This is a genomic window from Acinetobacter sp. YH01019 (assembly GCF_013420285.1).
GTDB classification, from domain to species: domain Bacteria; phylum Pseudomonadota; class Gammaproteobacteria; order Pseudomonadales; family Moraxellaceae; genus Acinetobacter; species Acinetobacter gandensis.
Genome location: NZ_VOYM01000002.1, coordinates 42,752 through 67,268, shown reverse-complemented (window position 1 = coordinate 67,268; position 24,517 = coordinate 42,752). Strand labels below are relative to the sequence as shown.

General features: G+C 41.9%; 20 protein-coding genes, 6 tRNA genes and 3 pseudogenes. 16 read left to right on the top strand and 13 right to left on the bottom strand.

Annotated elements, in window-relative coordinates; genetic code table 11:
- Positions 1 to 10 precede the first annotated feature (10 nt).
- Together rlmB and FTT84_RS01650 are read left to right on the top strand one after the other, a co-directional pair.
- Complete coding sequence (rlmB, locus tag FTT84_RS01655; protein ID WP_067763084.1) at positions 11 to 760, top strand: 23S rRNA (guanosine(2251)-2'-O)-methyltransferase RlmB; 750 nt, start codon at positions 11 to 13, stop codon at positions 758 to 760.
- A gap of 23 nt (positions 761 to 783) precedes the next feature.
- Positions 784 to 1,704: a DMT family transporter gene (locus FTT84_RS01650; RefSeq protein ID WP_180056205.1), complete on the top strand. Its 921-nt coding sequence runs from the start codon at positions 784 to 786 to the stop codon at positions 1,702 to 1,704.
- Between the two features lie 15 nt (positions 1,705 to 1,719).
- Here the strand turns inward: FTT84_RS01650 and coaE are convergent, their stop codons facing one another.
- The 4 genes and pseudogenes from coaE to pilB all read right to left on the bottom strand — a co-directional run.
- Positions 1,720 to 2,322, bottom strand: a complete 603-nt coding sequence (gene coaE, locus FTT84_RS01645) for a dephospho-CoA kinase (RefSeq protein WP_180056206.1) — start codon at positions 2,320 to 2,322, stop codon at positions 1,720 to 1,722.
- 9 nt (positions 2,323 to 2,331) lie between these two features.
- The gene (locus tag FTT84_RS01640) at positions 2,332 to 3,192 is read right to left on the bottom strand and encodes an A24 family peptidase (RefSeq protein WP_180056207.1); all 861 of its coding nucleotides are present in this window, start codon (positions 3,190 to 3,192) and stop codon (positions 2,332 to 2,334) included.
- Positions 3,192 to 4,418, bottom strand: coding sequence for a type II secretion system F family protein (locus tag FTT84_RS01635; protein ID WP_180056208.1), 1,227 nt, complete (start codon positions 4,416 to 4,418; stop codon positions 3,192 to 3,194). Before FTT84_RS01635 ends, FTT84_RS01640 begins: the two co-directional genes overlap by 1 nt.
- A 32-nt stretch (positions 4,419 to 4,450) precedes the next feature.
- A pseudogene (gene pilB, locus FTT84_RS01630) lies at positions 4,451 to 5,896 on the bottom strand (type IV-A pilus assembly ATPase PilB); the annotation flags it as partial.
- 88 nt (positions 5,897 to 5,984) lie between these two features.
- Between pilB and FTT84_RS01625 the strand changes: the two are divergent.
- Both FTT84_RS01625 and FTT84_RS01620 read left to right on the top strand, forming a co-directional pair.
- Positions 5,985 to 6,389 carry a transposase family protein gene (locus FTT84_RS01625; protein WP_180056209.1) on the top strand — a complete coding sequence of 135 codons (405 nt, stop codon included), beginning with the start codon at positions 5,985 to 5,987 and terminating at the stop codon, positions 6,387 to 6,389.
- Between the two features lie 37 nt (positions 6,390 to 6,426).
- Positions 6,427 to 6,837: pseudogene (locus tag FTT84_RS01620) on the top strand (transposase family protein); the annotation flags it as partial.
- On the opposite strand, the pseudogene FTT84_RS18170 reads toward FTT84_RS01620, so the two are convergent.
- Positions 6,831 to 7,112: pseudogene (locus FTT84_RS18170) on the bottom strand (type IV-A pilus assembly ATPase PilB); the annotation flags it as partial. The pseudogenes FTT84_RS01620 and FTT84_RS18170 overlap by 7 nt on opposite strands.
- Before the next feature lie 275 nt (positions 7,113 to 7,387).
- Here FTT84_RS18170 and tpiA point away from each other — a divergent pair.
- From tpiA to FTT84_RS01560, 12 genes are all read left to right on the top strand, one after another.
- The gene (gene tpiA, locus FTT84_RS01615) at positions 7,388 to 8,179 is read left to right on the top strand and encodes a triose-phosphate isomerase (protein ID WP_180056210.1); all 792 of its coding nucleotides are present in this window, start codon (positions 7,388 to 7,390) and stop codon (positions 8,177 to 8,179) included.
- A gap of 13 nt (positions 8,180 to 8,192) precedes the next feature.
- On the top strand, positions 8,193 to 8,522 hold the full coding sequence (gene secG, locus FTT84_RS01610; protein ID WP_067763070.1) for a preprotein translocase subunit SecG: 330 nt from the start codon (positions 8,193 to 8,195) through the stop codon (positions 8,520 to 8,522).
- Positions 8,523 to 8,574: 52 nt separating this feature from the next.
- Positions 8,575 to 8,659 (top strand) — tRNA-Leu (locus FTT84_RS01605).
- Between the two features lie 48 nt (positions 8,660 to 8,707).
- Positions 8,708 to 8,784, top strand: a tRNA-Met gene (locus FTT84_RS01600).
- 75 nt (positions 8,785 to 8,859) lie between these two features.
- Positions 8,860 to 8,936 (top strand) — tRNA-Met (locus FTT84_RS01595).
- A gap of 59 nt (positions 8,937 to 8,995) precedes the next feature.
- Positions 8,996 to 9,072, top strand: a tRNA-Met gene (locus tag FTT84_RS01590).
- 60 nt (positions 9,073 to 9,132) lie between these two features.
- Positions 9,133 to 9,209: transfer RNA gene (locus tag FTT84_RS01585), tRNA-Met, on the top strand.
- A 90-nt stretch (positions 9,210 to 9,299) separates the two neighbouring features.
- Positions 9,300 to 9,376, top strand: a tRNA-Met gene (locus tag FTT84_RS01580).
- Between the two features lie 215 nt (positions 9,377 to 9,591).
- Positions 9,592 to 10,116 carry a ribosome maturation factor RimP gene (rimP, locus tag FTT84_RS01575; RefSeq protein WP_180056211.1) on the top strand — a complete coding sequence of 175 codons (525 nt, stop codon included), beginning with the start codon at positions 9,592 to 9,594 and terminating at the stop codon, positions 10,114 to 10,116.
- Between the two features lie 35 nt (positions 10,117 to 10,151).
- Positions 10,152 to 11,636, top strand: coding sequence for a transcription termination factor NusA (nusA, locus tag FTT84_RS01570; protein ID WP_180056212.1), 1,485 nt, complete (start codon positions 10,152 to 10,154; stop codon positions 11,634 to 11,636).
- Positions 11,637 to 11,646: 10 nt separating this feature from the next.
- Positions 11,647 to 14,340 (top strand): translation initiation factor IF-2, encoded by a 2,694-nt coding sequence (gene infB, locus FTT84_RS01565; RefSeq protein ID WP_067763061.1) that lies wholly within the window; start codon positions 11,647 to 11,649, stop codon positions 14,338 to 14,340.
- Positions 14,340 to 14,747 (top strand): ribosome-binding factor A, encoded by a 408-nt coding sequence (locus tag FTT84_RS01560; protein WP_067763059.1) that lies wholly within the window; start codon positions 14,340 to 14,342, stop codon positions 14,745 to 14,747. Before infB ends, FTT84_RS01560 begins: the two co-directional genes overlap by 1 nt.
- 228 nt (positions 14,748 to 14,975) lie before the next feature.
- Here the strand turns inward: FTT84_RS01560 and FTT84_RS01555 are convergent, their stop codons facing one another.
- The 8 genes from FTT84_RS01555 to FTT84_RS01520 form a co-directional block, all read right to left on the bottom strand.
- On the bottom strand, positions 14,976 to 15,377 hold the full coding sequence (locus FTT84_RS01555; protein WP_067763057.1) for a Na+/H+ antiporter subunit G: 402 nt from the start codon (positions 15,375 to 15,377) through the stop codon (positions 14,976 to 14,978).
- Positions 15,378 to 15,389: 12 nt separating this feature from the next.
- A complete protein-coding gene (locus FTT84_RS01550) occupies positions 15,390 to 15,665 on the bottom strand; it encodes a monovalent cation/H+ antiporter subunit F (RefSeq protein ID WP_067763056.1) in 276 nt (91 codons plus the stop codon).
- Positions 15,662 to 16,183, bottom strand: a complete 522-nt coding sequence (locus FTT84_RS01545; RefSeq protein WP_180056213.1) for a Na+/H+ antiporter subunit E — start codon at positions 16,181 to 16,183, stop codon at positions 15,662 to 15,664. Before FTT84_RS01545 ends, FTT84_RS01550 begins: the two co-directional genes overlap by 4 nt.
- A 1-nt stretch (position 16,184) precedes the next feature.
- A complete protein-coding gene (locus FTT84_RS01540; protein WP_180056214.1) occupies positions 16,185 to 17,993 on the bottom strand; it encodes a monovalent cation/H+ antiporter subunit D in 1,809 nt (602 codons plus the stop codon).
- Positions 17,993 to 18,358 (bottom strand): Na+/H+ antiporter subunit C, encoded by a 366-nt coding sequence (locus FTT84_RS01535; protein ID WP_067763051.1) that lies wholly within the window; start codon positions 18,356 to 18,358, stop codon positions 17,993 to 17,995. Before FTT84_RS01535 ends, FTT84_RS01540 begins: the two co-directional genes overlap by 1 nt.
- Position 18,359: 1 nt before the next feature.
- Positions 18,360 to 21,200, bottom strand: a complete 2,841-nt coding sequence (locus FTT84_RS01530; protein ID WP_180079723.1) for a monovalent cation/H+ antiporter subunit A — start codon at positions 21,198 to 21,200, stop codon at positions 18,360 to 18,362.
- A 349-nt stretch (positions 21,201 to 21,549) separates the two neighbouring features.
- Positions 21,550 to 22,962 (bottom strand): AAA family ATPase, encoded by a 1,413-nt coding sequence (locus FTT84_RS01525; RefSeq protein ID WP_180079713.1) that lies wholly within the window; start codon positions 22,960 to 22,962, stop codon positions 21,550 to 21,552.
- A gap of 49 nt (positions 22,963 to 23,011) precedes the next feature.
- On the bottom strand, positions 23,012 to 24,514 hold the full coding sequence (locus tag FTT84_RS01520) for a UvrD-helicase domain-containing protein (protein ID WP_180056216.1): 1,503 nt from the start codon (positions 24,512 to 24,514) through the stop codon (positions 23,012 to 23,014).
- Positions 24,515 to 24,517: the final 3 nt, after the last annotated feature.

Sequence of the window (24,517 nt, the reverse complement as noted above, 5' to 3'; positions counted from 1 at the left end):
GAGGTCGTTCATGGCAAAACCGGAATATTTTTATGGCGTTCATGCAGTGGAGTCATTACTGGAACTCGAGCCAGAACGTGTTTTAACTTTGTTTGCTTTAAAAGGTCGTGAAGATCAGCGTTTACAACGTATTTTTGAATTGGCTGAACCTTTTGGCGTATCTATTCAAAAAGCCAGTCGTGACAGCTTAGAAAAATTAGCAGGTCAACCCTTTCATCAAGGCGTAGTGGCTGCGGTTCGCCCGCATCCTGTATTAAATGAAAAGGATTTAGATAGCTTACTTCAAGCCAAACCAAATGCTTTACTTCTGGCATTGGATCATATTACCGACCCACATAACTTAGGTGCGTGTATTCGTACAGCAGCGGCAATGGGTGTGGAAGCAGTGATTGCGCCTCGTGATCGCTCAGCAACTTTAACGCCGACTGCACGTAAAGTTGCTGCAGGTGGCGCTGAGAAAGTGAAGTTCATTCAGGTTACGAATTTGGCACGTACTTTAGGACACATGAAAGAAGAATTTAATGTGCGTGTTGTTGGTACGATGTTGGATGAAAAAGCACTCCCAATTCAACAGTTTGATTTTAAAGACACAGGTATTTGTGTGGTAATGGGCGCGGAAGATACTGGACTACGTCCAATTACCCAAAGCCAATGTGATCAAACTGTTTACATTCCAATGGCGGGCAATCTACAAAGTTTGAATGTGAGTGTCGCAACCGGTATGGCATTGTACGAAGCATGTCGCCAACGAAATCTTTAATGAATACTCGATAGAAACTTAATATGTCTCCCCAAAAGCAAGGTTACCTGTATGTCCTGATTACGATGTGTATTTGGGGTGGGTTTACCTTAACGGCACGTTTAAGTGCCAATTGGGGCATTAGTGCTTGGGATATTACCGCGCTGCGGTTTGCTCTAGCCTTTTGCATCCTGATGCCGATATTAATTTATAAAAAAGATACGGCTTTTTTATGGAAAAAAGAGCCGTTTATCTTGGCAATGATTGGCGGGGTGACATATTGTTTGACTGCCTATAGCGCATTTCATTATGCACCAGCTGCACATGCTGCCATTTTTCTCAATGGTTGTATTCCATTATGTACAGCCTTTGCGGCTTTTCTTATCTTTAGACAGCCACTAGATAAACATACTTGGATCAGCGTCTCGATTATGCTGAGTTCCATTGGTGTTATGAGTTATCTGATGTATATGGAATCAGGTGTAGCTTTTGGTTTAGGTGATTTGCTATTTTTCATCAGTGCAATCTGGTGGGGGATATTTACCGTACTGTTAAAGCAGTGGAAACTATCGGCATGGCATGCAATGTCTGGTGTGGCGATCTGGTCCGCTATTATTTTTGTGCCCATCTATTTGCTATTTTTCCCGAAACATTGGTCTGATCCTGAGCCGATGCAACTGATTGGTCAGGTCGTTTTCCACGGTATTTTTGTGGTAATCATCGCAACATTAACTTATGTCGAAGCGATTAAGCGATTGGGTGCATTTAAGGCAGGAAGTATTGTGACTTTGGCGCCTTTTATCGCAGCAGTTTTGGCAGTGCCTTTACTGGATGAGCCTTTGAGCGTGGCTATTATTTGTGGTTTGCTCGGGATGGGTATTGGTGCAATACAACCATGGAAATGGTTGGGCCGGCAAGATACTTTAGAGAAGCAACTACAGCAACAAAAAAAGCAGTCTGATTGAGACTGCTTTTTTATATCAGTGGATTTCAGCCTGAGCTAAATACTTAAGATGTAATGGTCGCAGTTGAGCATAGAGATGCTCTAAATGACCATCATTCAATACCACGTCATTGGCATGCTGAATTTTTTGCTCGCGTGGCATTTGAACTTGAATAATTTTTTTAATCTGTTCAACACTTTGTCCATCACGATTGGACGCGCGCTGAATTTGTAATTCTTCAGTGGCATCAATGAGCAGTATGTGATCAGTTAATTCATGTTGATTTGTTTCAAACAGGAGTGGCGATACCAAAATCACATACGCACTTTGTGCTGCTGCTAATTGTTCAATAATTGCAGTGCGAATTGCAGGATGGGTAATTTCCTCAAGTTTTTGCCGGGCAGACGGATCTTTAAAGATATGCTCGCGTAATGCAGAACGATTCAGTGCTCCATTTTCAAGAATTACCCAATCACCAAAGATGTGTCGAATTTGGACTAGAGCAGGCTGTCCGACTTCAACAACTTCACGTGCCACTATATCTGCATCTACAACAACAATATTCTGGGCTTCGAACCATTGGCTGGCAGCTGACTTACCGCTGCCAATCCCACCTGTTAATCCCAGAATAAAAGTCATCGTTTTACCTTATTGGCCTAAATAGATTTTCATAATTTGATCACCCCAAAGAAAAGCAATCCAACCCGCAATGGCAATATAGGGGCCAAAGGCGAATGGCTGATTTTCTTTACGGACTTTCAAGAGAATGATCCCGATAATGGCACCAACAAGCGAGGAGAGCAAGACAATCAGTGGAAGTAAAAACGGTCCCATCCATGCCCCAAGAGCTGCTAGCAACTTAAAATCACCGTAGCCCATGCCTTCTTTACCAGTAATAATTTTAAACAGGTAGTAAACAATCCAAAGACATAAAAAGCCAATAATATAGCCCCAAATTGATGAAGTTGGAGAGGTATAGATTGCGTAGCTATTAATACCTAAACCGAGTGCAGCAAGTGGTAGTGTATAACGGTCAGGGAGTAATTGAGTGTCAAAATCGATAAATGTGAGTGCAATTAGAACATACGTTAATACTAGACCAAATAACATCTGTAAGGTTGGTCCAAATACAGCGACAACAGTGATACCACAAATGGCTGTTAATAACTCAATGAGTGGATAGCGGATGCTAATTGGATTATGACAATCACCGCATTTTCCACGAAGGACGAGCCAACTAATGACAGGAATATTTTGATACCAATGAATCGGTGTCTGACATTTTGGACAAGTCGAATTGGGCTTACTTAGCGTGATTTTATTTTCATCAATGATTGGTTGTTCTGGGTGAAGGAAAAGTTGGCAATCAGTACGCCACTCTTGTTCCATCATTTTAGGTGTACGGTAGATCACTACATTGAGGAAACTACCAATACAAAGACTAAAAAGCCCAACCGCGATATACAGCGCAATTGGGGTGTTGATGAGGTAAGTTATTAATTCTTGCATTAAACCACAGAACCCATTTGGAAGATTGGAAGATACATTGCAATCACAAGGCCACCAACAAGCACACCGAGTACCGCCATAATTAATGGTTCCATCATTGATGTAAGACCATCAACGGCGTTATCTACTTCATTTTCATAATGCGTTGCAACTTTATCGAGCATAGCATCGAGAGCACCAGATTCCTCACCAATTGCGACCATTTGAATGGCCATTGATGGAAATTTATCCGTAACACGCATGGCAAATTGAAGTTGTTGGCCAGTTGCGACATCTTCACGAATTTTCATGACTGCAGTCTCGTATACGACATTGTTAGTTGCACCTGCTGTAGATTCCAGCGCATCAATGAGTGGTACACCTGCAGCAAAAGTAGTCGCTAATGTACGGCTATAACGAGCGATAATCGCCTTATAAACTAAATCACCAAAAATAGGGGCTTTGAGTGCTGCTTTATCTAAGAAGTCACGGAAGGCTTTGCTGCGTTTTTTTGTTTCCATAAAGCCCGCGATGACCGCACCAATACCGATGATCAGAAAGAACCAATATTTCTGCATCCATTCTGACATGTTGACGACCATTTTGGTAAAAGCAGGAAGATCTGCACCAAATGAACTAAAAAGATCTTGGAATACTGGTACAACCTTAACCATCAAAATGATAGTGACAATCACTGCTACAACAATGACTGCAGCAGGATATTTCATGGCTTTCTTAATTTTTTGCTTGAGCAATTCACTTTTTTCTTTATAAATCGCTACACGATCTAACATGGTTTCTAAAGCACCCGATTGTTCACCGGATTCAACCAAAGAGCAAAATAAATTGTCAAAATATTGAGGATATTTTCGCAGCGCACCCGCAAAGGTATTCCCCCCCTCGACCTCACCTTTGATGCCGAGCACAACTTCACGCATTGCTGGATTTTCTAAGCCTTCCGCAACAATTTCAAAACCTTGAACCAGTGGAACACCTGCTTTCATCATGGTCGCAAGTTGGCGAGTGAAGACGGTAATATCTAAAGTTGAGACTTTTTTCTTCATCAAACCTTCAAGAATGTTTTTACGCTTTTCCCGAATGGTTCGAATGGTAATACCTTGCTTACGTAAGGTCACTTTAGCCAAAGCCATGTTGCGAGAAGGCAATTCCCCTTTAATTTTTGCCCCTTTGCGATCTACACCTTCATAACTGAAGGTTGGCATCATCTGCGCTTTTTTTACAGCCATGAATTTATCCTTATTTTTAAATACTAATTCACTTACTCACTGGTTACACGATTGACTTCTTGAAGTGAAGTCACCCCCTGCATAACCTTAATTAAGCCTGAACGGCGTAAATTGTTAAAACCGGCTTTGTTAGAAGCTTCGAAAATTTGCAATGCATTTCCGTCTTCCATAATAATTTTTGAAATTTCAGGTGTGACCTTCATCACTTCATAAATACCGACTCGACCTTTATAGCCTTCGCGGCATTCAGAGCAACCAACGGGTTGATAAATTTTTAAATCTGGATTCGCTAAATCATCTTCAGTAAAGCCAAGTTCTAATAAACTTTGCTTTGGAATATCTACGGGTACTTTACATTGGCTACAAAGGCGTCGTGCAAGACGCTGTGCAATCACCAAATTGACAGATGTTGCAATATTAAATGACGGCACACCCATATTTCTAAGGCGTGTCAGTGTCTCTGGAGCACTATTGGTATGTAGCGTAGACATCACCATATGGCCGGTTTGTGCTGCTTTAATGGCAATTTCGGCAGTTTCTAAGTCACGAATCTCACCGACCATCACAATATCTGGATCCTGACGCAGGAATGACTTTAATGCGGCAGAGAACGTTAGCCCGACTTTATTGTTGACGTTAACTTGGTTAATACCTTCTAAGTTAATTTCGACAGGGTCTTCGGCAGTTGAAATATTGGTATCTTCACGGTTTAAAATATTTAAGCCGGTATAAAGTGAAACGGTTTTACCGGAACCTGTTGGGCCGGTGATCAGCAACATCCCTTGCGGTTTATCCAGTGCCTGCATAAACAATTCTTTTTGATCCGGTTCATAACCCAGTGCATCAATGCCGAGCATGGCGCTGGATGGATCTAAAATACGTAATACGAGTTTTTCACCAAATAGAGTCGGTAGTGAGTTAACACGGAAGTCAATTGCTTTACTTTTTGATAGTTTGAGTTTAATACGACCATCTTGCGGGACACGCTTTTCTGAAATGTCCATTTGCGACATCACTTTTAAACGTGATGCCAAGCGTGTTGCAAGTTGAAGAGGGGGATTGGTGATGGTACGAAGTACCCCGTCGACACGATAACGTACCCGATAGGTTTTTTCATACGGTTCGAAATGCAAATCTGATGCGCCCATACGAATCGCATCAACCAATAGTTTATTAATGTATTTAACAATTGGCGCTTCATCACCTGTTGCTTCTTCTTCATTTGATTCAGATGGATCAGCCATGTCTTGTTCTAAATCAAGATCAAAATCATCATCAAAATCAAAGGTACTTTCTTCAGCAAAATTTTGCTCGATTAACTTTTCGAGTTTGTCATGCTCAACAATAATGGTTTCAGTATTCAGCTTGCTGCCGAAGCGAATAGCATCTACTGCTTCTACATTGGTTGGATTGCTGATTGCAACAAATAGCAGGTTGCCATGTTTGAAAATCGGTAAAATACGATGCTTGGTAATCAGTAGACTTCCGTCATAAATCAAAAAACGTACAATTTATTTGATCTTAAAGTAATCAGCAAAATTATTTAATTCAAGGGATAATCCTTGGATGAAATTCAAAGATATTCAAAAATTATCAGACGTTAAGTTTCGTAGGCTTACCGGTGTTAGTTGGGCTACATTTAACCTCATGTTGGCCGAGCTAAATAAGCAGTTACCTTATCATATTGGTAAAGGACGACCGCATAAATTACCGTTGGAAGATCGTTTGCTCTTATGTATAGAATATTGGAGAGAATATCGAACATTTTTCCATCTTGGTATGAGTTACGGTGTATCTGAAACGAGTGCAATTCGTATCACACGTGTTATTGAAGATACCTTAATCCGTTCTGGAAAATTCAACTTGCCAAAACAACTTCCTAATCGAGATGAAGTGGATTGGGAAGTTGTTGTGATTGATGCCACTGAAATATTAGTTCAACGTCCAAAAAAAACAGAAGAAATGGTATAGCGGTAAAAAAAAGCGACATACCTTTAAATTTCAGCTATCTATGCACTATACAACAGGTGAAATACTGAGTGTATGTGGAAGTCATGGAAGCATGCATGATTTTAAAATATTTAAAAAAAGCATGAGGAAATTAAAATTTAAGCCCTTTTTTATCGTTGATAAGGGTTATTTAGGGATAAAGAAATTGGGTTTTGGATGCCTCATGCCATCTAAAGCAAAGAAAACTGAAAAACTAGATTCTGAATTAAAAAAGTTAAATAAAGAGATTGGTCGTAGACGAATTCAAGTAGAGCATGTATTTGGAAGGATGAAATGTTTTAAGATTTTATCTTGTGTATATAGAAATCGTCGTAAACGATTAAACCTGCGGTTTAATTTACTTGCTGGCATATACAATTTAGATTGGGTGAAAGATAAACAATTAAATTGGTTAAAAAATGATTTATGAAGGAAGTCTAGTTTGTCTTCAAACTCATCACGAATAATCAAAGCGGTGTCATAGGTTGAAATATCAAAAACAGGTTCACCGAACTCCATTGAAATGGTTTCGGCGATTGTGCGGGGAGAAAGCTGATATTCATGAATCAAATGTGGCACGATATCTTGCTTGGCTTTTTTTGCATTTTGCAATGCAGCCTGCATTTTTTCAGCCGATAGATGTCCCTCATCAACTAAGCGACGAACAAACCCCGTAAATCTTGGTGAACCTTGAACTGCAGTCATGCTTTTGTGTGCCTATGCGTCAGTCTGTTTATAATTGGTATAGTAAAATTATACTTTTGTTGCATAAAAATACCATATCTGAAAGTGTTGTCACTAGCTAAGAATTGGTTAAAAGCATGAACCAGTCCTTAAATCAGCCTAATTATTTTACAGAAATGATGAATGGCTTAAGTCACTTAGCGCAAATGTGACGCTAAAAATATGGAAAATTATCTTCAAAAAAATGATTTACGTGTAGAATGTGCCCGATTTCATCTTTGTTATGTGGGATAGATATGTCGGGTTCGACGATTACGCCTTGGGTTGTTGGTAACTGGAAAATGAACCCAATGCAGGCCGATGCCAGCGCGCTTCTTCAAAATTTTAAACAATTATTGAATAATCAAAATATTGCAGAAGAAAATTGTCATATTGGTATTGCACCAGTGGCGATTGCATTGACGGCTGTGCGTGATTCGCTGCAACAGGCAAATCGTACTATTTTGACAGTTGCGCAAGATGTTTCACGGGTTGCAGGCACAGGCGCATATACAGGCGAGATCAGTGCTGAATTGTTAAAAGACAATGCGATTGACTTTGTACTGGTAGGTCATTCTGAGCGCCGTGAAATATTCGCTGAACAACCGCAAATATTGAATGAAAAAGTAAAAAATGCTTTAAATGCAGGGCTAACTGTCATTTACTGCGTGGGTGAAAGTCTTGAGCAGCGTGAAGCTGGGCAGGCAGAGCAAGTGGTCTTGCAACAAATTTGTGATATTGCTGCAGTAGTAAATGCAGAGCAATGGAAAAATATTGTGGTTGCTTATGAGCCTATTTGGGCGATTGGAACGGGGAAGACAGCTTCTCCTGAAGATGCTCAAGCAATGCACGCAAAAATTCGTCAAGGTTTAAGCCAAATCACCGCAGAAGGCCAAAATATGGCAATTTTATACGGTGGTAGTGTTAAGCCTGAAAATGCAGTAGAGTTGGCAGCCTGTCCAGATATCAATGGTGCACTGGTCGGCGGTGCATCACTCAATGCTGAGTCTTTTTATAAAATTGCTCAAGCATTTGCAAATACAAAATAATTAGGAGTTCAGCATGCATACGTTTGTGCTGGTGGTACATATTATCTTAGCTGTATTAATGATCGTGCTGATTTTAGTTCAGCATGGTAAAGGCGCAGATGCAGGTGCATCTTTTGGTGGTGGCGGTGCTGCGACTGTGTTTGGTGCATCAGGTTCGGGTAATTTTATGACCCGTTTGACTGCGATTTTGACGGCACTTTTCTTTGTGACCAGTCTAACGCTTGCGGTGTTTGCAAAAAAACAAACCACCGATGCATATAGCTTAAATGCGATTTCTTCAGCACCAACTGCGCCTGCAAAAGTGGCTGAAACTTCGCCAACTGCACCAAAAAGTTCTGAATAATTTATTTAGACCTTTCTTTTTTGACGTGTTGCGACTAGAATGCGTCACAGCTGCGGTGGTGGTGGAATTGGTAGACACGCTACCTTGAGGTGGTAGTGCTTTCGGGCGTGGGGGTTCAAGTCCCCCCTTCCGCACCAACTTATGAATCCAGAATATAAGTTGGTGTATGCAGCGAACTCTGTTGATGCGGGATGGAGCAGTCTGGTAGCTCGTCGGGCTCATAACCCGAAGGTCGTTGGTTCAAATCCAGCTCCCGCTACCAATCAATTCTATTTTAAAGACGCAAACTTTTTAATGGGCAGCTTTTAAAGCTGAGAGAACTATTTGTTTTTGTTGTTGCGGGGTGGAGCAGTCTGGTAGCTCGTCGGGCTCATAACCCGAAGGTCGTTGGTTCAAATCCAGCCCCCGCTACCAATCTTATATAGTCACAATCTATATAAGCAGTTTTTAACTGAAGATTATTGTGATGTTGTTGCGGGATGGAGCAGTCTGGTAGCTCGTCGGGCTCATAACCCGAAGGTCGTTGGTTCAAATCCAGCTCCCGCTACCATTCTTATATAGTCACAATCTATATAAGCAGTTTTTAAACTGAAAATTATTGTGATATTGATGCGGGATGGAGCAGTCTGGTAGCTCGTCGGGCTCATAACCCGAAGGTCGTTGGTTCAAATCCAGCTCCCGCTACCAATCCTCTGAGATGCAACTCAGTGGAGCAATCATTTAGCTTGTTTTAGATTGAAAATGGCGAATGAATTGTATATAATTTTTGCATGTTGATGCGGGATGGAGCAGTCTGGTAGCTCGTCGGGCTCATAACCCGAAGGTCGTTGGTTCAAATCCAGCTCCCGCTACCAAGTTTCTAAAAAGAGGCTCACAACTAGGTGGGCCTTTTTGCACAGTGGGCTTTGGTTTTCTGTGTAATAATGGGGCGATTACGCCCTTTTTTATTGGCTATCGTGTAGTGTCGACAGTATTTTGGTCAAACCGTCATGTTTCACTACTACTATAGTTTTCATCGGTCAGTAGTGGTCATCTCGACCATCGAATCGCGCAAATTTGACGAGAGTAAATGAAGCTATCAAATAAAACTCAAGCACTTCAGGACTTAATTGCCCCAGCTGTGCAAGCATGTAATGTGGATCTTTGGGGGATTGATTTTCAGCCTCAAGGTAAACGTTCTCTATTACGTATTTACATCGACCGCGAAGATGCTGAAACCACTGAGCCTGTCTTAAATGAAGACGGTGAAGTGGAGCAGGGTCGTGGTATTGGTGTGCAAGACTGTGTACGTGTAACTCAGCAAGTGGGTGCAATGCTTGATGTGCATGACCCAATTTCGGGTGAATATGCACTTGAAGTGTCTTCACCTGGCTGGGATCGTCAATTTTTCAAATTGGAACAAATGACAGCGTATATTGGTCAACAAGTTGCGCTTCGTCTGATTAGTGCAGTGGAAAATCGTCGTAAATTCCAAGCAAAACTTGTATCTGTCGATCTTGAAAATGAAATGATTCAAGTGGAAGTAGAAAAAGAGCAAGTATTGGAAATCGACAGTCACAACATCGATAAAGCAAATTTGATCTACCAAGATTAATTCAATAAAAAAGAATCTGAACGAATAGGTGACTTATGGCTCGTGAAATTCTTACCGTAGTAGAAACGGTTAGTAACGAAAAAGGTGTAAGTCGTGATGCAATTTTTGAAGCACTTGAACAAGCTTTAGTTGCAGCGACTAAGAAGAAATTCTACGAGGGTACTCACTCGGAAGAAGCTCGTCTACGTGTAGAAATCGATCGTAAAACTGGTGATTACAGTACTTTCCGTCAATGGGAAGTGGTTGCCGATGAAGATCACGAAATGCCAGCATGCCAAGATGCGATCTCTGATGTAGATCCTGCAAAATGGGCAATTGGTGATATTCGTGAACTTGAAGTTGAGTCAATTGACTTCGGTCGTATTGCTGCACAAATTGCAAAACAAGTAATCGTTCAAAAAATTCGTGAAGCAGAACGTGCGTTAATTGCTGATGCTTACGAATCTAAAGTGGGCGAATTAATTTACGGTGAAGTGAAAAAGCAAACTAAAGACGGTTTCATTATCGACTTAGGTGACAATGCTGAAGCTTATCTTGCGCGTGAAGAAATGATCGCAAAAGAAATTTTACGCCCTAAACAACGTGTAAATGCGATTTTGTTTAACGTAAACCGTGAAGGCCGTGGCGCTCAGCTATTACTTTCTCGTTCTAAACCAGAAATGCTAATTGCATTGATGAAGAAAGAAATTCCTGAAATTGCTGAAGAAATCATTGAGATTAAGGCTGCTGCACGCCAACCTGGCGTTCGTGCTAAAATCGCTGTGAAAACAAACGATCACCGTATTGATCCTGTAGGTGCATGTATTGGTATGCGTGGTACACGTATCCAAGCTGTTCAATCAGAGTTAAATGGTGAGCGTATTGATGTTGTTGTATGGTCTGATGATCCAGCTCAATATATCGCAAGTGCTTTAGAGCCAGCAGATGTATCAGGCATTGTGATCGATGAAGAAGAGCGTACAGCTGATATTATCTTCGCAACGAGTGATCAGCTTGCTCGTGCGATTGGCTCACAAGGTCAAAACGTACGTTTAGCGTCTGAGTTGACTGGTTATAAGCTCAATATGATGCTTGAAGATGAGTATCACGCACGTCAACAAAACGAAGCACAACAATATTTAGATATGTTTGTGTCTCGTCTTGATATTGCGGAAGACTTGGCGATTGCATTGGTTGAAATGGGCTTCACATCACTTGAAGAAATTGCTTATGTTCCTGCGGAAACATTCGACGAAATCGAGTTAGATGCTGAAACTGTTGAAATGCTTCAAGGTCGTGCGAAAGAAATTGCATTGGCTGATGCACTACAACAACAGGAAAACATCCAAGAGCCAAGCGCTGAGCTTGCTGCGATGGAAGGTGTGACAAAAGAAATCGCATATGCGCTAGCCGCTCGTGGTGTGATAACTGTAGATGATCTTGCAGATCAGGCAACTGACGATATCTCTGATATTGAAGGTTTGGGTGCTGAGAAAGCAGGTCAACTCATTATGAAAGCGCGCGAATCATGGTTTAACTAGGAGGTAATATATGACGGACAAGTCGATAAATGAGTTAGCTCTTAGCGTGGGTCGTCCAGTTGAGAAGCTACTGGAACAGGTTCGTGATGCAGGTTTACCGCAAAGTAAACCTGACGATATTATCTCCACTGAACAACAAAATGCCCTCGTTAACCATTTGAAAAAAGTTCATGGTCAGGATGCGGGCAATGCAGGACAAATCACGTTGAAACGTAAAACTACCAGTACTGCTAAAGTTGCGAGTACATCGGGTAAGGCAAAAACGATTAATGTAGAAGTGCGTAAAAAGCATACATTCGTTAAGCCAGATCCTGAACAGATCAAAGCTGAAGCATTAGCGAAAGCACAAGCTGAACAAACTGCCCGTGCACAAGTTGAGCAAAAACCTGCTGCGAAAGCTGAAGAAGTGAAACAACCTGTATCTAAAGCTAAACAAGCTTTAGAAGCAATGCGTGCTGCTGCGAAGCAAGAACACGCGAAACAGGAAACGCCTAAAGCTGCAGTTGTTGTTAAACGTAAGTCAAACAACAAACCAATTACCAAGCCTGTTGAAACTTTAGAGCAGAAAAAAGCACGTGAAGCGCAAGCTGCTCAGTTAAAAGCTGTAGAAGAAGCTGCACGTCGTAAATCTGCTGAAGAAGCACAGCAACGTACGCTTGAGCAAATGCGTCAAATGGCATCTAAGTATTCTTCTGAAGATTCAACTGCAACCATTCGTGTTGTAGATGATTCTCCGCTTGCTGCAGGCCTTGTAGGTCAGGCATATGAAGATTCATTTGCGAAAGAAGACCGTGAAATTAAACGTGGTACAAACACTAACAATTCACGCTCACCGAAAAAAGGCAGTCGTCGTGGTGAAGAGCAATCTTTCCGTGATAACTCACATAAACGTGGTTTGAAAACAAGTCAAGCGAACAAGCATGGCTTTGAAAAACCAGTTAAAAAACAAGTTTATGATGTTGAAATTGGTGAAACAATTGTTGTTGCTGACTTAGCTGCGAAAATGGCGGTTAAAGTTCGTGAAGTTATCAAATCACTGATGAAAATGGGTGAATTGGTTACTCAGAACCAAGCGATTGACCAAGAAATTGCTGCATTAATCGTAGAAGAAATGGGTCATAACCCAGTTCTTGTATCTGATACACAAGCAGAAGATAACTTACTTGAAGCTGCTGAAGAAGCGCGTGGTGCTCAATCTACACGTGCGCCAGTGGTTACAATCATGGGTCACGTTGACCATGGTAAGACATCGCTTCTTGACCGTATTCGTCGTGCTAAAGTGGCACAAGGCGAAGCAGGTGGTATTACACAGCATATCGGTGCTTACCACGTTACAACGGACAAAGGTATCATTACTTTCCTAGATACTCCGGGACACGCAGCATTTACTGCAATGCGTTCACGTGGTGCGAAAGCAACTGATATCGTTGTTCTAGTTGTTGCAGCGGATGATGGTGTAATGCCACAGACTGCTGAAGCAATTGATCATGCGCGTGCAGCGGGTACACCTATCATTGTTGCTATCAACAAGATGGATAAAGAATCTGCTGATCCAGATCGCGTATTGAACGAATTGACTGCTAAGCAAATCGTACCTGAAGAATGGGGTGGTGACGTTCCTGTAGCGAAAGTTTCTGCTCACTCTGGTCAAGGTATTGATGAACTTCTTGATTTGATTTCAATCCAAGCTGAAATGCTTGAGTTGAAAGCATCTGAAGAAGGTGCAGCACAAGGTGTTGTTATTGAAGCACGTGTTGATAACAGTCGTGGTGCGGTTACATCAATCCTTGTACAAAACGGTACATTGAAAGTGGGTGATTTAGTCCTTGCTGGTGCATCTTATGGTCGCGTTCGTGCGATGACAGATGAAAACGGTCAACGTATTAAATCTGCAGGTCCTTCGATTCCAGTAGAAATCTTAGGTCTTCCAGAAGCACCTATGGCTGGTGACGAAGTTCTTGTTGTAAGCGACGAGAAAAAAGCACGTGAAGTTGCCGATGCGCGTATGGATCGTGAACGTCAAAAACGTCTTGAGCGTCAATCTGCAATGCGTCTTGAAAATATCATGGCGTCTATGGGCAAGAAAGATGTGCCTATTGTGAACGTGGTTCTGAAGACTGACGTACGCGGTACATTAGAAGCACTACACGTGGCACTTGCTGAACTTGCGACTGACGAAGTTAAAGTACGTATTATTGGTTCAGGCGTAGGTGCAATCACTGAGTCTGATGTAACACTTGCTGAATCTTCTGAAGCAGTTCTGCTTGGTTTTAACGTTCGTGCGGACAACGCTGCGCGTCAAAAAGCAGATGCAGATAGCATTGACATTCGTTACTACTCAATCATCTATCAATTGATTGATGACGTGAAAGCCGCGATGAGTGGTAAATTAGCACCAGAACATCGTGAAACGATTCTGGGTGTTGCTGAAGTACGTGAAGTGTTCCACTCAAGTAAATTCGGCGCTGCTGCTGGTTGTATGGTACTTGAAGGTACATTACACCGTAATAAACCGATTCGCGTATTACGTGATGACGTGGTTGTATTCCAAGGTGAGCTTGAATCTCTTCGTCGCTATAAAGAAGTGGTTGAAGAAGTTCGTGCCGGTATGGAATGTGGTCTTGCGGTGAAAGGTTATAAAGACATCAAAGCACAAGATAAGATCGAAGTGTACGATGTTCAATTAATTAAACGGAGTCTTTAATGGCGGGTAGTCAACGTCTGAAGCGTATGGCGGATACAGTACAACGTGAGTTGTCAGAACTGATCCGTCAGGAGCTGAAAGATCCACGCTTAGGTGGTCTTGTGACCATCTCTGCTGTGAAGGTGAGCCCAGACTTAGGATATGCCGAAGTTTATGTAACCGTGATGGGTCGTGAATTAGGTGATGAACAAAGTGAAACGGCAAACAAAGAAACTTTAGATGTTTTGAATAAAGCATCTGGTTTCTTACGCCATGAACTTGGTCATCGCATTAAGACACGTATTACGCCGCGTTTGCGTTTCCATTACGACAAAACAAATGCTTATGGCAACTACATGTTTGGTCTAATTGCTGAAGCTGTGAAGGATCTACCTCCAGCTGAAGACGCAAAAAAAGATGATGAATAATTCAGATTTCTGAATGTTAAAAAAGCCACCTTCGGGTGGCTTTTTTGTTGCTGTATTCGTTTTAAAATGTATAAGCTAGGACATTGATGTTGAAGATCATCATTTAAAATAGGTGACTGAATTATTCAATTTATCAAGAAACTTAGAGCGCATGTAAAAGAATAAGCTGTTCAAATCTTCATCACGAAGATTAATGAATTTATTTATCAAAAAAAATATGATCTGGTCTTATGCTAGATCATCAGGTTTTGAGTTGGCTTTTTGATGGAAAGCGCGTCGTCGTGTACGTTGCCATGGTAAAGGACGATTTAAGGCTTCAGGTGCATCACCACTTAAAGAACGTAAACGTAAATGCAACGCTGCTTGTGCTATAAGATTTGCAGATACTGGTGCAGTGATAAATGCAAAAAGAGTAATCAACAGTTCAGCAAAGCCGAAACGTCCTTGAAACGCAGCATAAATAATTGCAGCAATTAAGAAGCTACCTAGTCCAAGCGTACTCGACTTAGTGGGTGCATGTAGACGCATGAATAAGTCGGGCAAACGAACCATACCAATACCGCCGACTAACATAAAGAACGCACCAATAATCAAAAAGATAGATACGATAATTTCCATAATCAATTGCATATTCGCGTGCTCCTAGTCGATGACATGGCCAGTGGTAAAGTAACGAGCCAACGCAGCAGTTGAAACGAAACCAAGCATAGCTACAAGTAATGCACCTTCAAACATAGATGTGCTGGCCCAGTAAATACCGAGGATGACAATTAAACAGGTTGCATTTAAAAAGAGAGTATCCAATGCCAAAAGACGGTCGACGATAGAGGGACCCATCACCAGTCGAATTAAGCACAGCAACATAGAGATCGTTATTGCAACCATACAGATGCCGAGAGCATAAGGTAAAAAGGTCATGCGGATTCTCCGGTGTCGACACCAAAAATTTGGATCAAAGGTTGCTCATAACGGGCTTTAATGGTTTGAATTTCAGCATCAGGATCATCGGTACTCAAAGCGTGGACAAGGATGTCACCACGGTCTTGGTCAATCCCCGCAGAAACAGTGCCAGGTGTAGTGGTAATAATCATCGCTAGTAAAGAGTTGACTTCTTCGTGTTGGGTATCTAAAGGAACGCGAAACCATTTTGGATGAAGTTTATTTGTCGGCCCAAGCACCAATTTCGCTACATGAATATTGCTGACAATAATATCCCACAACACCACAAAAAATAATTTGCTGGCAGCCAACCAATTAATATTTGGTGTGTGATCAATGAAAGGGCGCACTAAACGTGGAATAACCACAGCTAAGAGTAAAGCCATACATATTGTAGCGGCATCTAAGCTATGCGCTAACATGACCCAGCTCGCACCAACCATCACTGAAACCAAGGGATGGGGGAACCATCGATTCAGCACAGAAATTTTAGCCATATTAAGGTGCCTCCATTGGTTTTAGTTGAGTATCGTCAGGTTGTTGTTCTTCCGCATCTTGTTCCAAAATCTGACGTTGTTTGTACTCAGAAAGATGTTCACCTTTTAATGTTTCTGGTGAGATTAACACAGGGATTAAGTGCGCATTTGGATCCGCTGATTCACCGCCATACTTGGTTTCAGGTAAATTTTCAGGATCATAAGGTTGAACACTAATGACTTCGCCTTGTTCATCTTTTTTCAATAACAAATCTTCATACAATGCATTGTTTTGAATTTGCTGTGCGGTCTTTTGGGTGTAGTCATAAATCGGTGTAGCAAAGACCATATAGGCAATCAGACCAGCTAAGAGTAAATAAATGGTCTTATCATTACGTAACGGTGCTCGATTTGGTAAAGCTTGGTAGCGTTGATATTCCTCAGTATTTTCATCTTCTTCGGGGCGGGTTGCGCGCCAAAATAAAACGAAACCAACACGTGTGAAAGCCATAATGCTTAATAGGCTTACCAATAAAATACACAGAATAATGATGATTTGGTACGGTGAATTTGCTGTTGCTTGCAAGATAAATACTTTGCCTAGGAAGCCACTAAATGGCGGTAGGCCCGCCATCATCAGAGCAATAATGAAATAGCACATTGCAACAGCATTATGTTGTTTCATTCGTGGTGCAATTTTAAAGTGATCTTTAAATTCACCGCGTTGCGAGGTAATCCAGCCGGATAAAATATAAAATGCCGCAGCAATCACGGTACTGTGAATTAAATAATATAGACCGGCAGCCCATGCATCCGTATTGAATAGTGATACCGCCACTAAAATAGTACCGACTGAAGACAAAATCATAAAGCCGACAAAGCGACGTAAACGATCTGTACCGATGGCGCCATAAGCACCATACAGTGATGTAATTAAACCAATTGGTAATAACCATCGCTGTAAAATTTCACGACTTAAAGCATCATCGAACACAGTACCGTTAACACGAATAATGGCGTAAATGCCGACTTTGGTCATGATGGTAAACAGTGCGGCTACAGGGGTTGTAGCAACAGCATAAGTTTTTGGTAACCACAGACCGACAGGAAGCATGGCTGCTTTAATACCGAATACGATAAATAGCAGCAGTGCGCCTGCTACGGCCAATCGATGTTGATCTGATTCAAGCAGCGGCATTAATCGTGCAACATCGGCCATATTCAAACTGCCAACACTGCCATAAATCATGCCGAGGCCAATCAAGAACAGGGCAGAAGCAAATAAGTTAATGGTGACGTAATGAATGCCTAACTGAAAGCGTGCTTTGCCTTGTCCATGCAGCAAAAGGACATAGGAAGCCATCAGTAAAATTTCAAAAAATACAAACAGGTTAAATAAATCGCCTGTTAAGAATGCACCGCAGAGACCCATCAAAAGAAAATGGCACATGGCATGGAAATAACGTCCACGTTCATCCCATTCTTTGCTGGCAAACCACATCACTGGTACAGCCAGTGTGTAGGTTAGTACCAACATAAATGCCGATAATCGATCTAGTACCAGCACGATGCCAAATGGTGCAGCCCATTCACTCAGGTTATAAACCAAGACTTGATCAGACTCAGCAATGACGAGGTAACTAATAGCCGTGATCAGACCGAGTAATCCAGAAACATAGCTAATACCACGACGCCAAGGTTGACGCCAATCGTGTGCCAAAGAGCCGGAACCTGGATTGCCCAATAACACCAAAATAAATGCAGTGAATGCAGGAATTAGAATACTAAAAATGGGGCTATGTGTAGTCCAAAATTGGATGAGATTAGTCATTAAGGCTCATCCTCCCGTGGGTCGATCTGCGGTATTTCTTCTTTTGAATCAACGTGGTCTGTTCCAGTTTCATAACGACTGCGTAACGCAAGCTGTACAATAAAGGCGGTAGTGGCAAAACCAATTACGATTGCGGTTAATACCAATGCTTGTGGTAAAGGGTCGGTTGCTTTGGTTGTTTCGGTCAAAACGGCTGGCGCATTCACGGTGATTCGTCCCATCACAAATAAGAACAAATTTACAGCATAGCCAATCATGGCAAGTCCGAGCACCACGGGAAATGTACGCGCACGAAGAATAAGATATACGCCTGTTGCAGTTAAAAGCCCAATGGCAGAGGCAAGTAAAAATTCTAAACTAATCATTTTATTCGCCTCTTGGTACTGGACCAGACATGCTCGAGTGACGCGAGTCGCCTAGTACTGAAATCATTAACATGGTTGCACCGACCACTGTAATGTAAACACCTGTATCGAATAGTGCGGCAGATGCTAAATGCATTTCACCCAAAATAGGTGGTGAGACGTAGATATGAGCACTGGTCAGGAATGGACGTCCCCATAACCATGCAGCGATCCCTGTCAGTCCTGCAACCGTTAGGCCAATACCAATCCAAACTTCATATAAGCGACCTGACTTGGCACCAATCAGCTGCTCGGCACGGTCTTGACCGAGTGCTATATATTGAATGACCAATGCCAATGAGGTGATTAAGCCAGCAATAAAACCCCCGCCGGGTAAGTTATGGCCGCGTAGGAAAATATATAAACTTACCACCAAAGCCAGAGGCAAAATCCATGATGAGGTGATACGAAACATCAGTGGCGAAGGATTAAATCGGAAAGTTAAACCTTGAGTAATCGTTGTGCCATGGGCACGCATCCCATCCATCATGCACAATGTTCCAATTGCAGCGATGCCAAGTACGGTAATTTCTCCGAAGGTATCGAAGCCACGGAAATCGACCAAAATAACGTTAACTACGTTGGTACCACCACCCAGTGGAATCGATTGTTGCATGAAGAACCACGAAATTGAATTGTGGTCACGGGTCATAATTAACCATGAAATCCATGCAATCCCTAAACCAGCAATGATTGCAATGATGGCATCTCGCCAACGACGAGAGACACTCGACTCATACGGGGTGAGTTGTGGTAATAAAGACAAACTCATCAACAACAACACAGTGGTGACCACATCAACGGTAATTTGTGTCAAAGCCAAATCAGGCGCAGAGAAACAAATAAAGACCATGGTTACGACAAGGCCAACCGCACCACTAATCAGTACGGCTTTAATGCGTTCATGGTGGAACCACAACATCATCCAGCATGCAGAGAAGAGTAATAACCAGAGTATGATTGCTATAGCTGAGGCATGGGTTTGTTCACGTGTTCCTGTGCCGATGCCTTGCATCCAAAATGGCACTGTGACTAATGCGACAGTAAAAATCACGATCCACAATAAATAGCTTTGTAATTTGCCATTTTCCGTAAAGCGACGGAATTTACGTGAGGTCAGCAATAAGTGCTTAAGGAACAGCTCGAATAAGACTTTGCCTTGGAGCTTTCCAAGCGTAGGGTCTAAATCAATTTTGCGTAATTTGCCATTTTTTGCGAGTGAGAAATAGAAGATCAATCCACCAATAAGGGCAATTGCGCTCATCAATAAAGGAGTATTAAAGCCATGCCAAATCGCTAAATGTGTACCTTCAAAGGCAGCATTTTGAATGCTTGAACGGGTACTACTATTGACGATATTTTCAAGTAATAGGGCAGGGGCTAAACCAACTAAAATGCATAGTATTGCGAGCAGCGTTGCAGGTGCACGCATGCCAAAAGGTGGCTCATGAGCATCTTTATTTGGAACTTCTTTACCTAGTGGACCATCGAAAAATACGCCATGGACAAGGCGTACCGAATATGCCACAGCAAAAATACCGGCAAATGTCGCAACGATGGCAGAAATGACCATTACTGGGCCAGAAAGATTGGCCAAAAGTTCGGTAAAGAACATTTCTTTAGAAAGAAAGCCGTTGGTGAGCGGGACACCTGCCATTGATGCAGCGGTAATCATGGTTAAGGTTGCTGTAAACGGGAGCAGTTGCCATAAGCCTGAAAGCTTACGTAAATCGCGTGTGCCTGACTCATGGTCAATGATCCCTGCAATCATAAACAAGGCAGCTTTAAACGTTGCATGGTTAATGATGTGGAATATCGCGGCAGCAACGCCTAGCGGTGATCCAATACCGAGCAAGCAAACAATTAAACCTAAATGACTAATCGTTGAATAAGCGAGTAAGCCTTTTAAATCTTCTTTAAAAATAGCAAAGAAGGCCGCCATACACAGCGTAAATAAACCAATAAAGGTGACGATGTTGTGGTAAAGCGCTGCACCTGCAAAAATAGGGAGCAATCGCGCTAATAAAAAGATACCGGCTTTGACCATCGTTGCAGAGTGTAAATAGGCAGATACTGGCGTTGGTGCAGCCATGGCATTCGGTAGCCAAAAATGAAATGGGAACTGCGCACTTTTGGTAAATGCACCCATTAAAATCAGCAATAAGGTCGGTACAAATAAAGCATGTTGTTGGATTTCAGCGCCCATCGTTAAGATTTGGTCGATTTGATAAGTGCCTGTGATTTGTGCCAAAAGCACAAAGCCACCCAACATACATAAGCCGCCCATGCCTGTGATAGTTAATGCCATGCGCGAGCCGCGCTGTGCGGCTTCGTAGTTGCTCCAATACCCCACCAATAGGAAGGATGAAATACTGGTCAGTTCCCAGAAAATAAGTAATAAAATTAAATTATTAGACAATGAAATGCCGAGCATGGCTGCCATAAACAGCATGAGCAAAACATAAAGTTTACTGAGTGAATTTTTGGGGCTTAAATAATAGTAGGCATAAATAAAAATAAGCGTGCCGATGCCAGTAATCAACAGTGAAAATAGTAAACCTAAAGCATCGAGTCGAAAGCTAAAATCAATCCCAGCTTGGCTTAACCATGGCCAAGTTTGAATGATCGTTTGCCCATTAAATACGTCTTTGGCTTGGGTCAGAAGTAAAATAAGACTGCTGAGGCTAACGCCAATCGCCCCGAAAGCGACTACCCCGCGAGAGAATTGCTTCAACCACGAGACAAGTGTTGTGCCCAGTATTAACGGTAACAATATAATAATCGGTAGCACACTCGTATCCATTGTCATGATTAGGTTGTGAAACCTAGGTGAATCTCATCTTTCAAGGATTACAGGACAGCAAGGAGCAGTCCAAAAATTCAATCTTGAAAGCCATGTGTGTCAAAAAAATTAAAATCAAGCTGTGTTGCGCAGCTTGTGAAACGATAGCAAATTCCGATGTTACTATGAAATTTGCAAATAAAACCGATCATATTACATGCGTAAAACAACATCAATCTTTTTATGATGCACATGACGATTATACGCCTACGAAAAATGTCTGGGGCTTAGCCTTGGACATATTGTTTATTTAGGCGGCAATTAGTTTAACTGTTTTGTTGGGGTTGAAATAATGTCATTGTGTTATTGATCAGAGCGTTTGGGGAGTGGTTTGGTCCCCAGCTTGCGTTAATAATCGAATGAGTTCTTGTTGCTGAGATTCAGATAATTGAGTTTGAATTTGTTGCAGTATATTTTGCAGATTTTCAGTTGAATGTTGCGGTTCTTTTAATTCGACACTCGCAGCTTTGTCATCATTTTCTTTGGCTTCAATGTGATCCACTTGGTCGAGCTTTAATTGTTGATAAATTTGCTCATAGGTTTCCTGCATTTTCTCAGGTTCAATGCGATTGACTTTTTTGTTGACCAAATGCAGACATTGAAAGCGAGAAGCTTGTTCTAGTAATTCAGGTCGATTACCAGTGGCAATGATTTGTAAGCGCGGGAAAGCCTCATTCAATCGTGTCAGAATACTTTGCGCCATATTTTGGTCGAGCTGATGATCAATCGCATCAATCAATAAAATACCATCACCTTCTTGGCATGGATAAAGACTGTTTGGATTAAGTAGACACATACGGCGGACGATATCGCCAACTAATGCGACTAGGTTACGAATGCTATTTGAAAGTTGTTGGAACAACATTTCTTTACCTTGATAAGTCACCATCATCTGCAATTTGGGATGATATTGCAGATAAATGTTACTGATTTCGGGCAATACCATTTGCAGGGCTTGTTTCAGTGAACGTAAAGCAGGGGCGTGCAAGTCAGCTTGCGCTTGCATGAGCTTTTGGCTAAAGAAACCAGTGGTTTCATTGCTTTGTTCTTGTACGGCACTTTTATGATTGAGAAGGTCTTGAATGAGTTGTGCACTTTGTGCATTTTCAATATCAGAAATTTCACGAAACCACTCAAAAAAGCGAATAAAGGTGGTAAACGGAATAGCAGATATTTCATAAGCATGTGCAGCTTGAAAAATGGCTGGGTTATTTTTATTGAGAATATTGACGTCATTTACAAATCGCTCAGCAGGATAGTAGGCAATTAATGGTAGTCCAAGCAATGGGTCTGCCTTTAATGCTTTTTGATATAAACTCACCATACTTTCGAGTTGCTGTGTTTCGACTTTACTGATGCCAACCGCTTGGCTATTTAAGGTTTTATACAATTGCCAAGAACAGGCTTGTGGGTCGATTTCTTGTTGATCACTTGAGGGTTGAAAAGAGCCAATTTCTTCGGGAAAGTGAACCTGAATATCGAGTTTAGATTGTAAGCGCGCCAACATTATATCTTGATCGAGCATGACTACGCCTGTGGTACGTAAGTCTTTATAGCGCGCAGCAAACCATGTGAGCGCTTGATAGCTAAAACGTAATAGAGAGGTTTTCCCTGAGCCTTGATCACCCAAAATTAAAGTAATCGGGAGATCGTGATAATTAAAATTAAGTTTTATGTCAGTAAAATGTAGGGTGTGCTTAAGTTGGATTGAATCTATTTTCATAATGCACCTTTTACTGACTTATTGTTTATTCACCTTTTTATACATCATATCAGCTGACTGCTTGAGCTAAGGACTTGGGCATTTGTCGTTTTAAATGCTGCACTAAATCATAAATATGATGGATATTTAAGCTTACTTTAGCACGTGTGCAGGCAACGTAAAGTAATCGTAACTCTTCGTCACTAATTTTATAGTCTTTTTCATTTAGCTTAAATTGGTAGTCATCTTCAATATGCACACGATCCCATTCCAAACCTTTGGCTTTATGTGCAGTCGAAATGATGTAATCAGCTTGATCAATTGGGGTAATTTTCGCTAATGCTTTTTTGAGCGGATCTGTACCGTGATCGTCGACCAATTTCACCAAGGGCTTAATGTCACTACCATCATTGGTTTCGCAGTATTCATGTACATCATGCCATGAGTTAAACCATGCCAATTCAGGTACATCGACCACACGCTTGCCTTGTTTTAGCATCGCGGCTGCATCAACAAAACGATTTAATCGTGCATGATCGGCTTGTAGACTTACTTTCTCGCCTTTGACTAATCCTGCTAAGAGTAATTCCATGGCACGTGCATTGGTGCGACATAAAATAGCATCCCGCATTTTGGTGTGGGGCTTGTTGACCACTTTGGAATTGACATGTGGATTGCCAAGTAAGGGCACTGTCTCATTGAGTGCGCCTAGCAAGGCATTGGCGTTAAAAGCAATTTCTTCACCAAAACGAAATGATGTCGTTAAACGAGACTCGGGTAAGGGTAATTGCTGCATCGCGTTGACAGCGCCACGCCATGCATAAATTTGTTGGTGTGCGTCACCGACATAAATAACTTGGGTATTACGTTGTTTAAGTAAAATTCCCAGCATTAATGGATCAGCGTCTTGTGCTTCATCAAACAAGACATAATCGGCGGGAATATTCGGTTCAGACAAAGCCCATAATTTTAGGTAAATATCATGACCAATCCCTGCGGCATGATTTGGATCGATGGATTCGAGCCAACGTCGTTCTACAGCTGGATATAAATGTTTTTGTAATTCAGTAATATCATCTGGATGTAACCAACTCGGCGCTTGTAAATGGCGTGGAGCTGGGTACTGTGAACTGGTGGAGCAGAAATAACTCACAGCATTAGCCACCAAACTAGCAAGGCGTGACGGCATCAACACATATTTTTCATAGCGTCCACCCATCATGCGACGTAAGGTAATTGGGCTAAGACGATATTCTTTGGCAATAAAACTTGGGCTTAAACGGGGTAAGCGTAGTTTATCCGTCACTCCACGTGGAACACTGCGATAGGCCAAAGAGTGGAATGTACGACAGTCAACATGGTTGTGAAAACGGTTTTGTGCCTCAGTCGCAATGGCTTTATTGAATGCTAAGTACATACCACGCCGCTGCGGCATGGCATCACTGATCATTTGCAGTGTGGTGGTTTTACCTGTGCCAGCATAGGCAATCACTTTAAAAGATTTGCCCAAGCGTGCGTTATCTATGGCAGTTGCTTGCTCATAGGTGGCGGCCGGTTTCTTAATATCTGACACAGG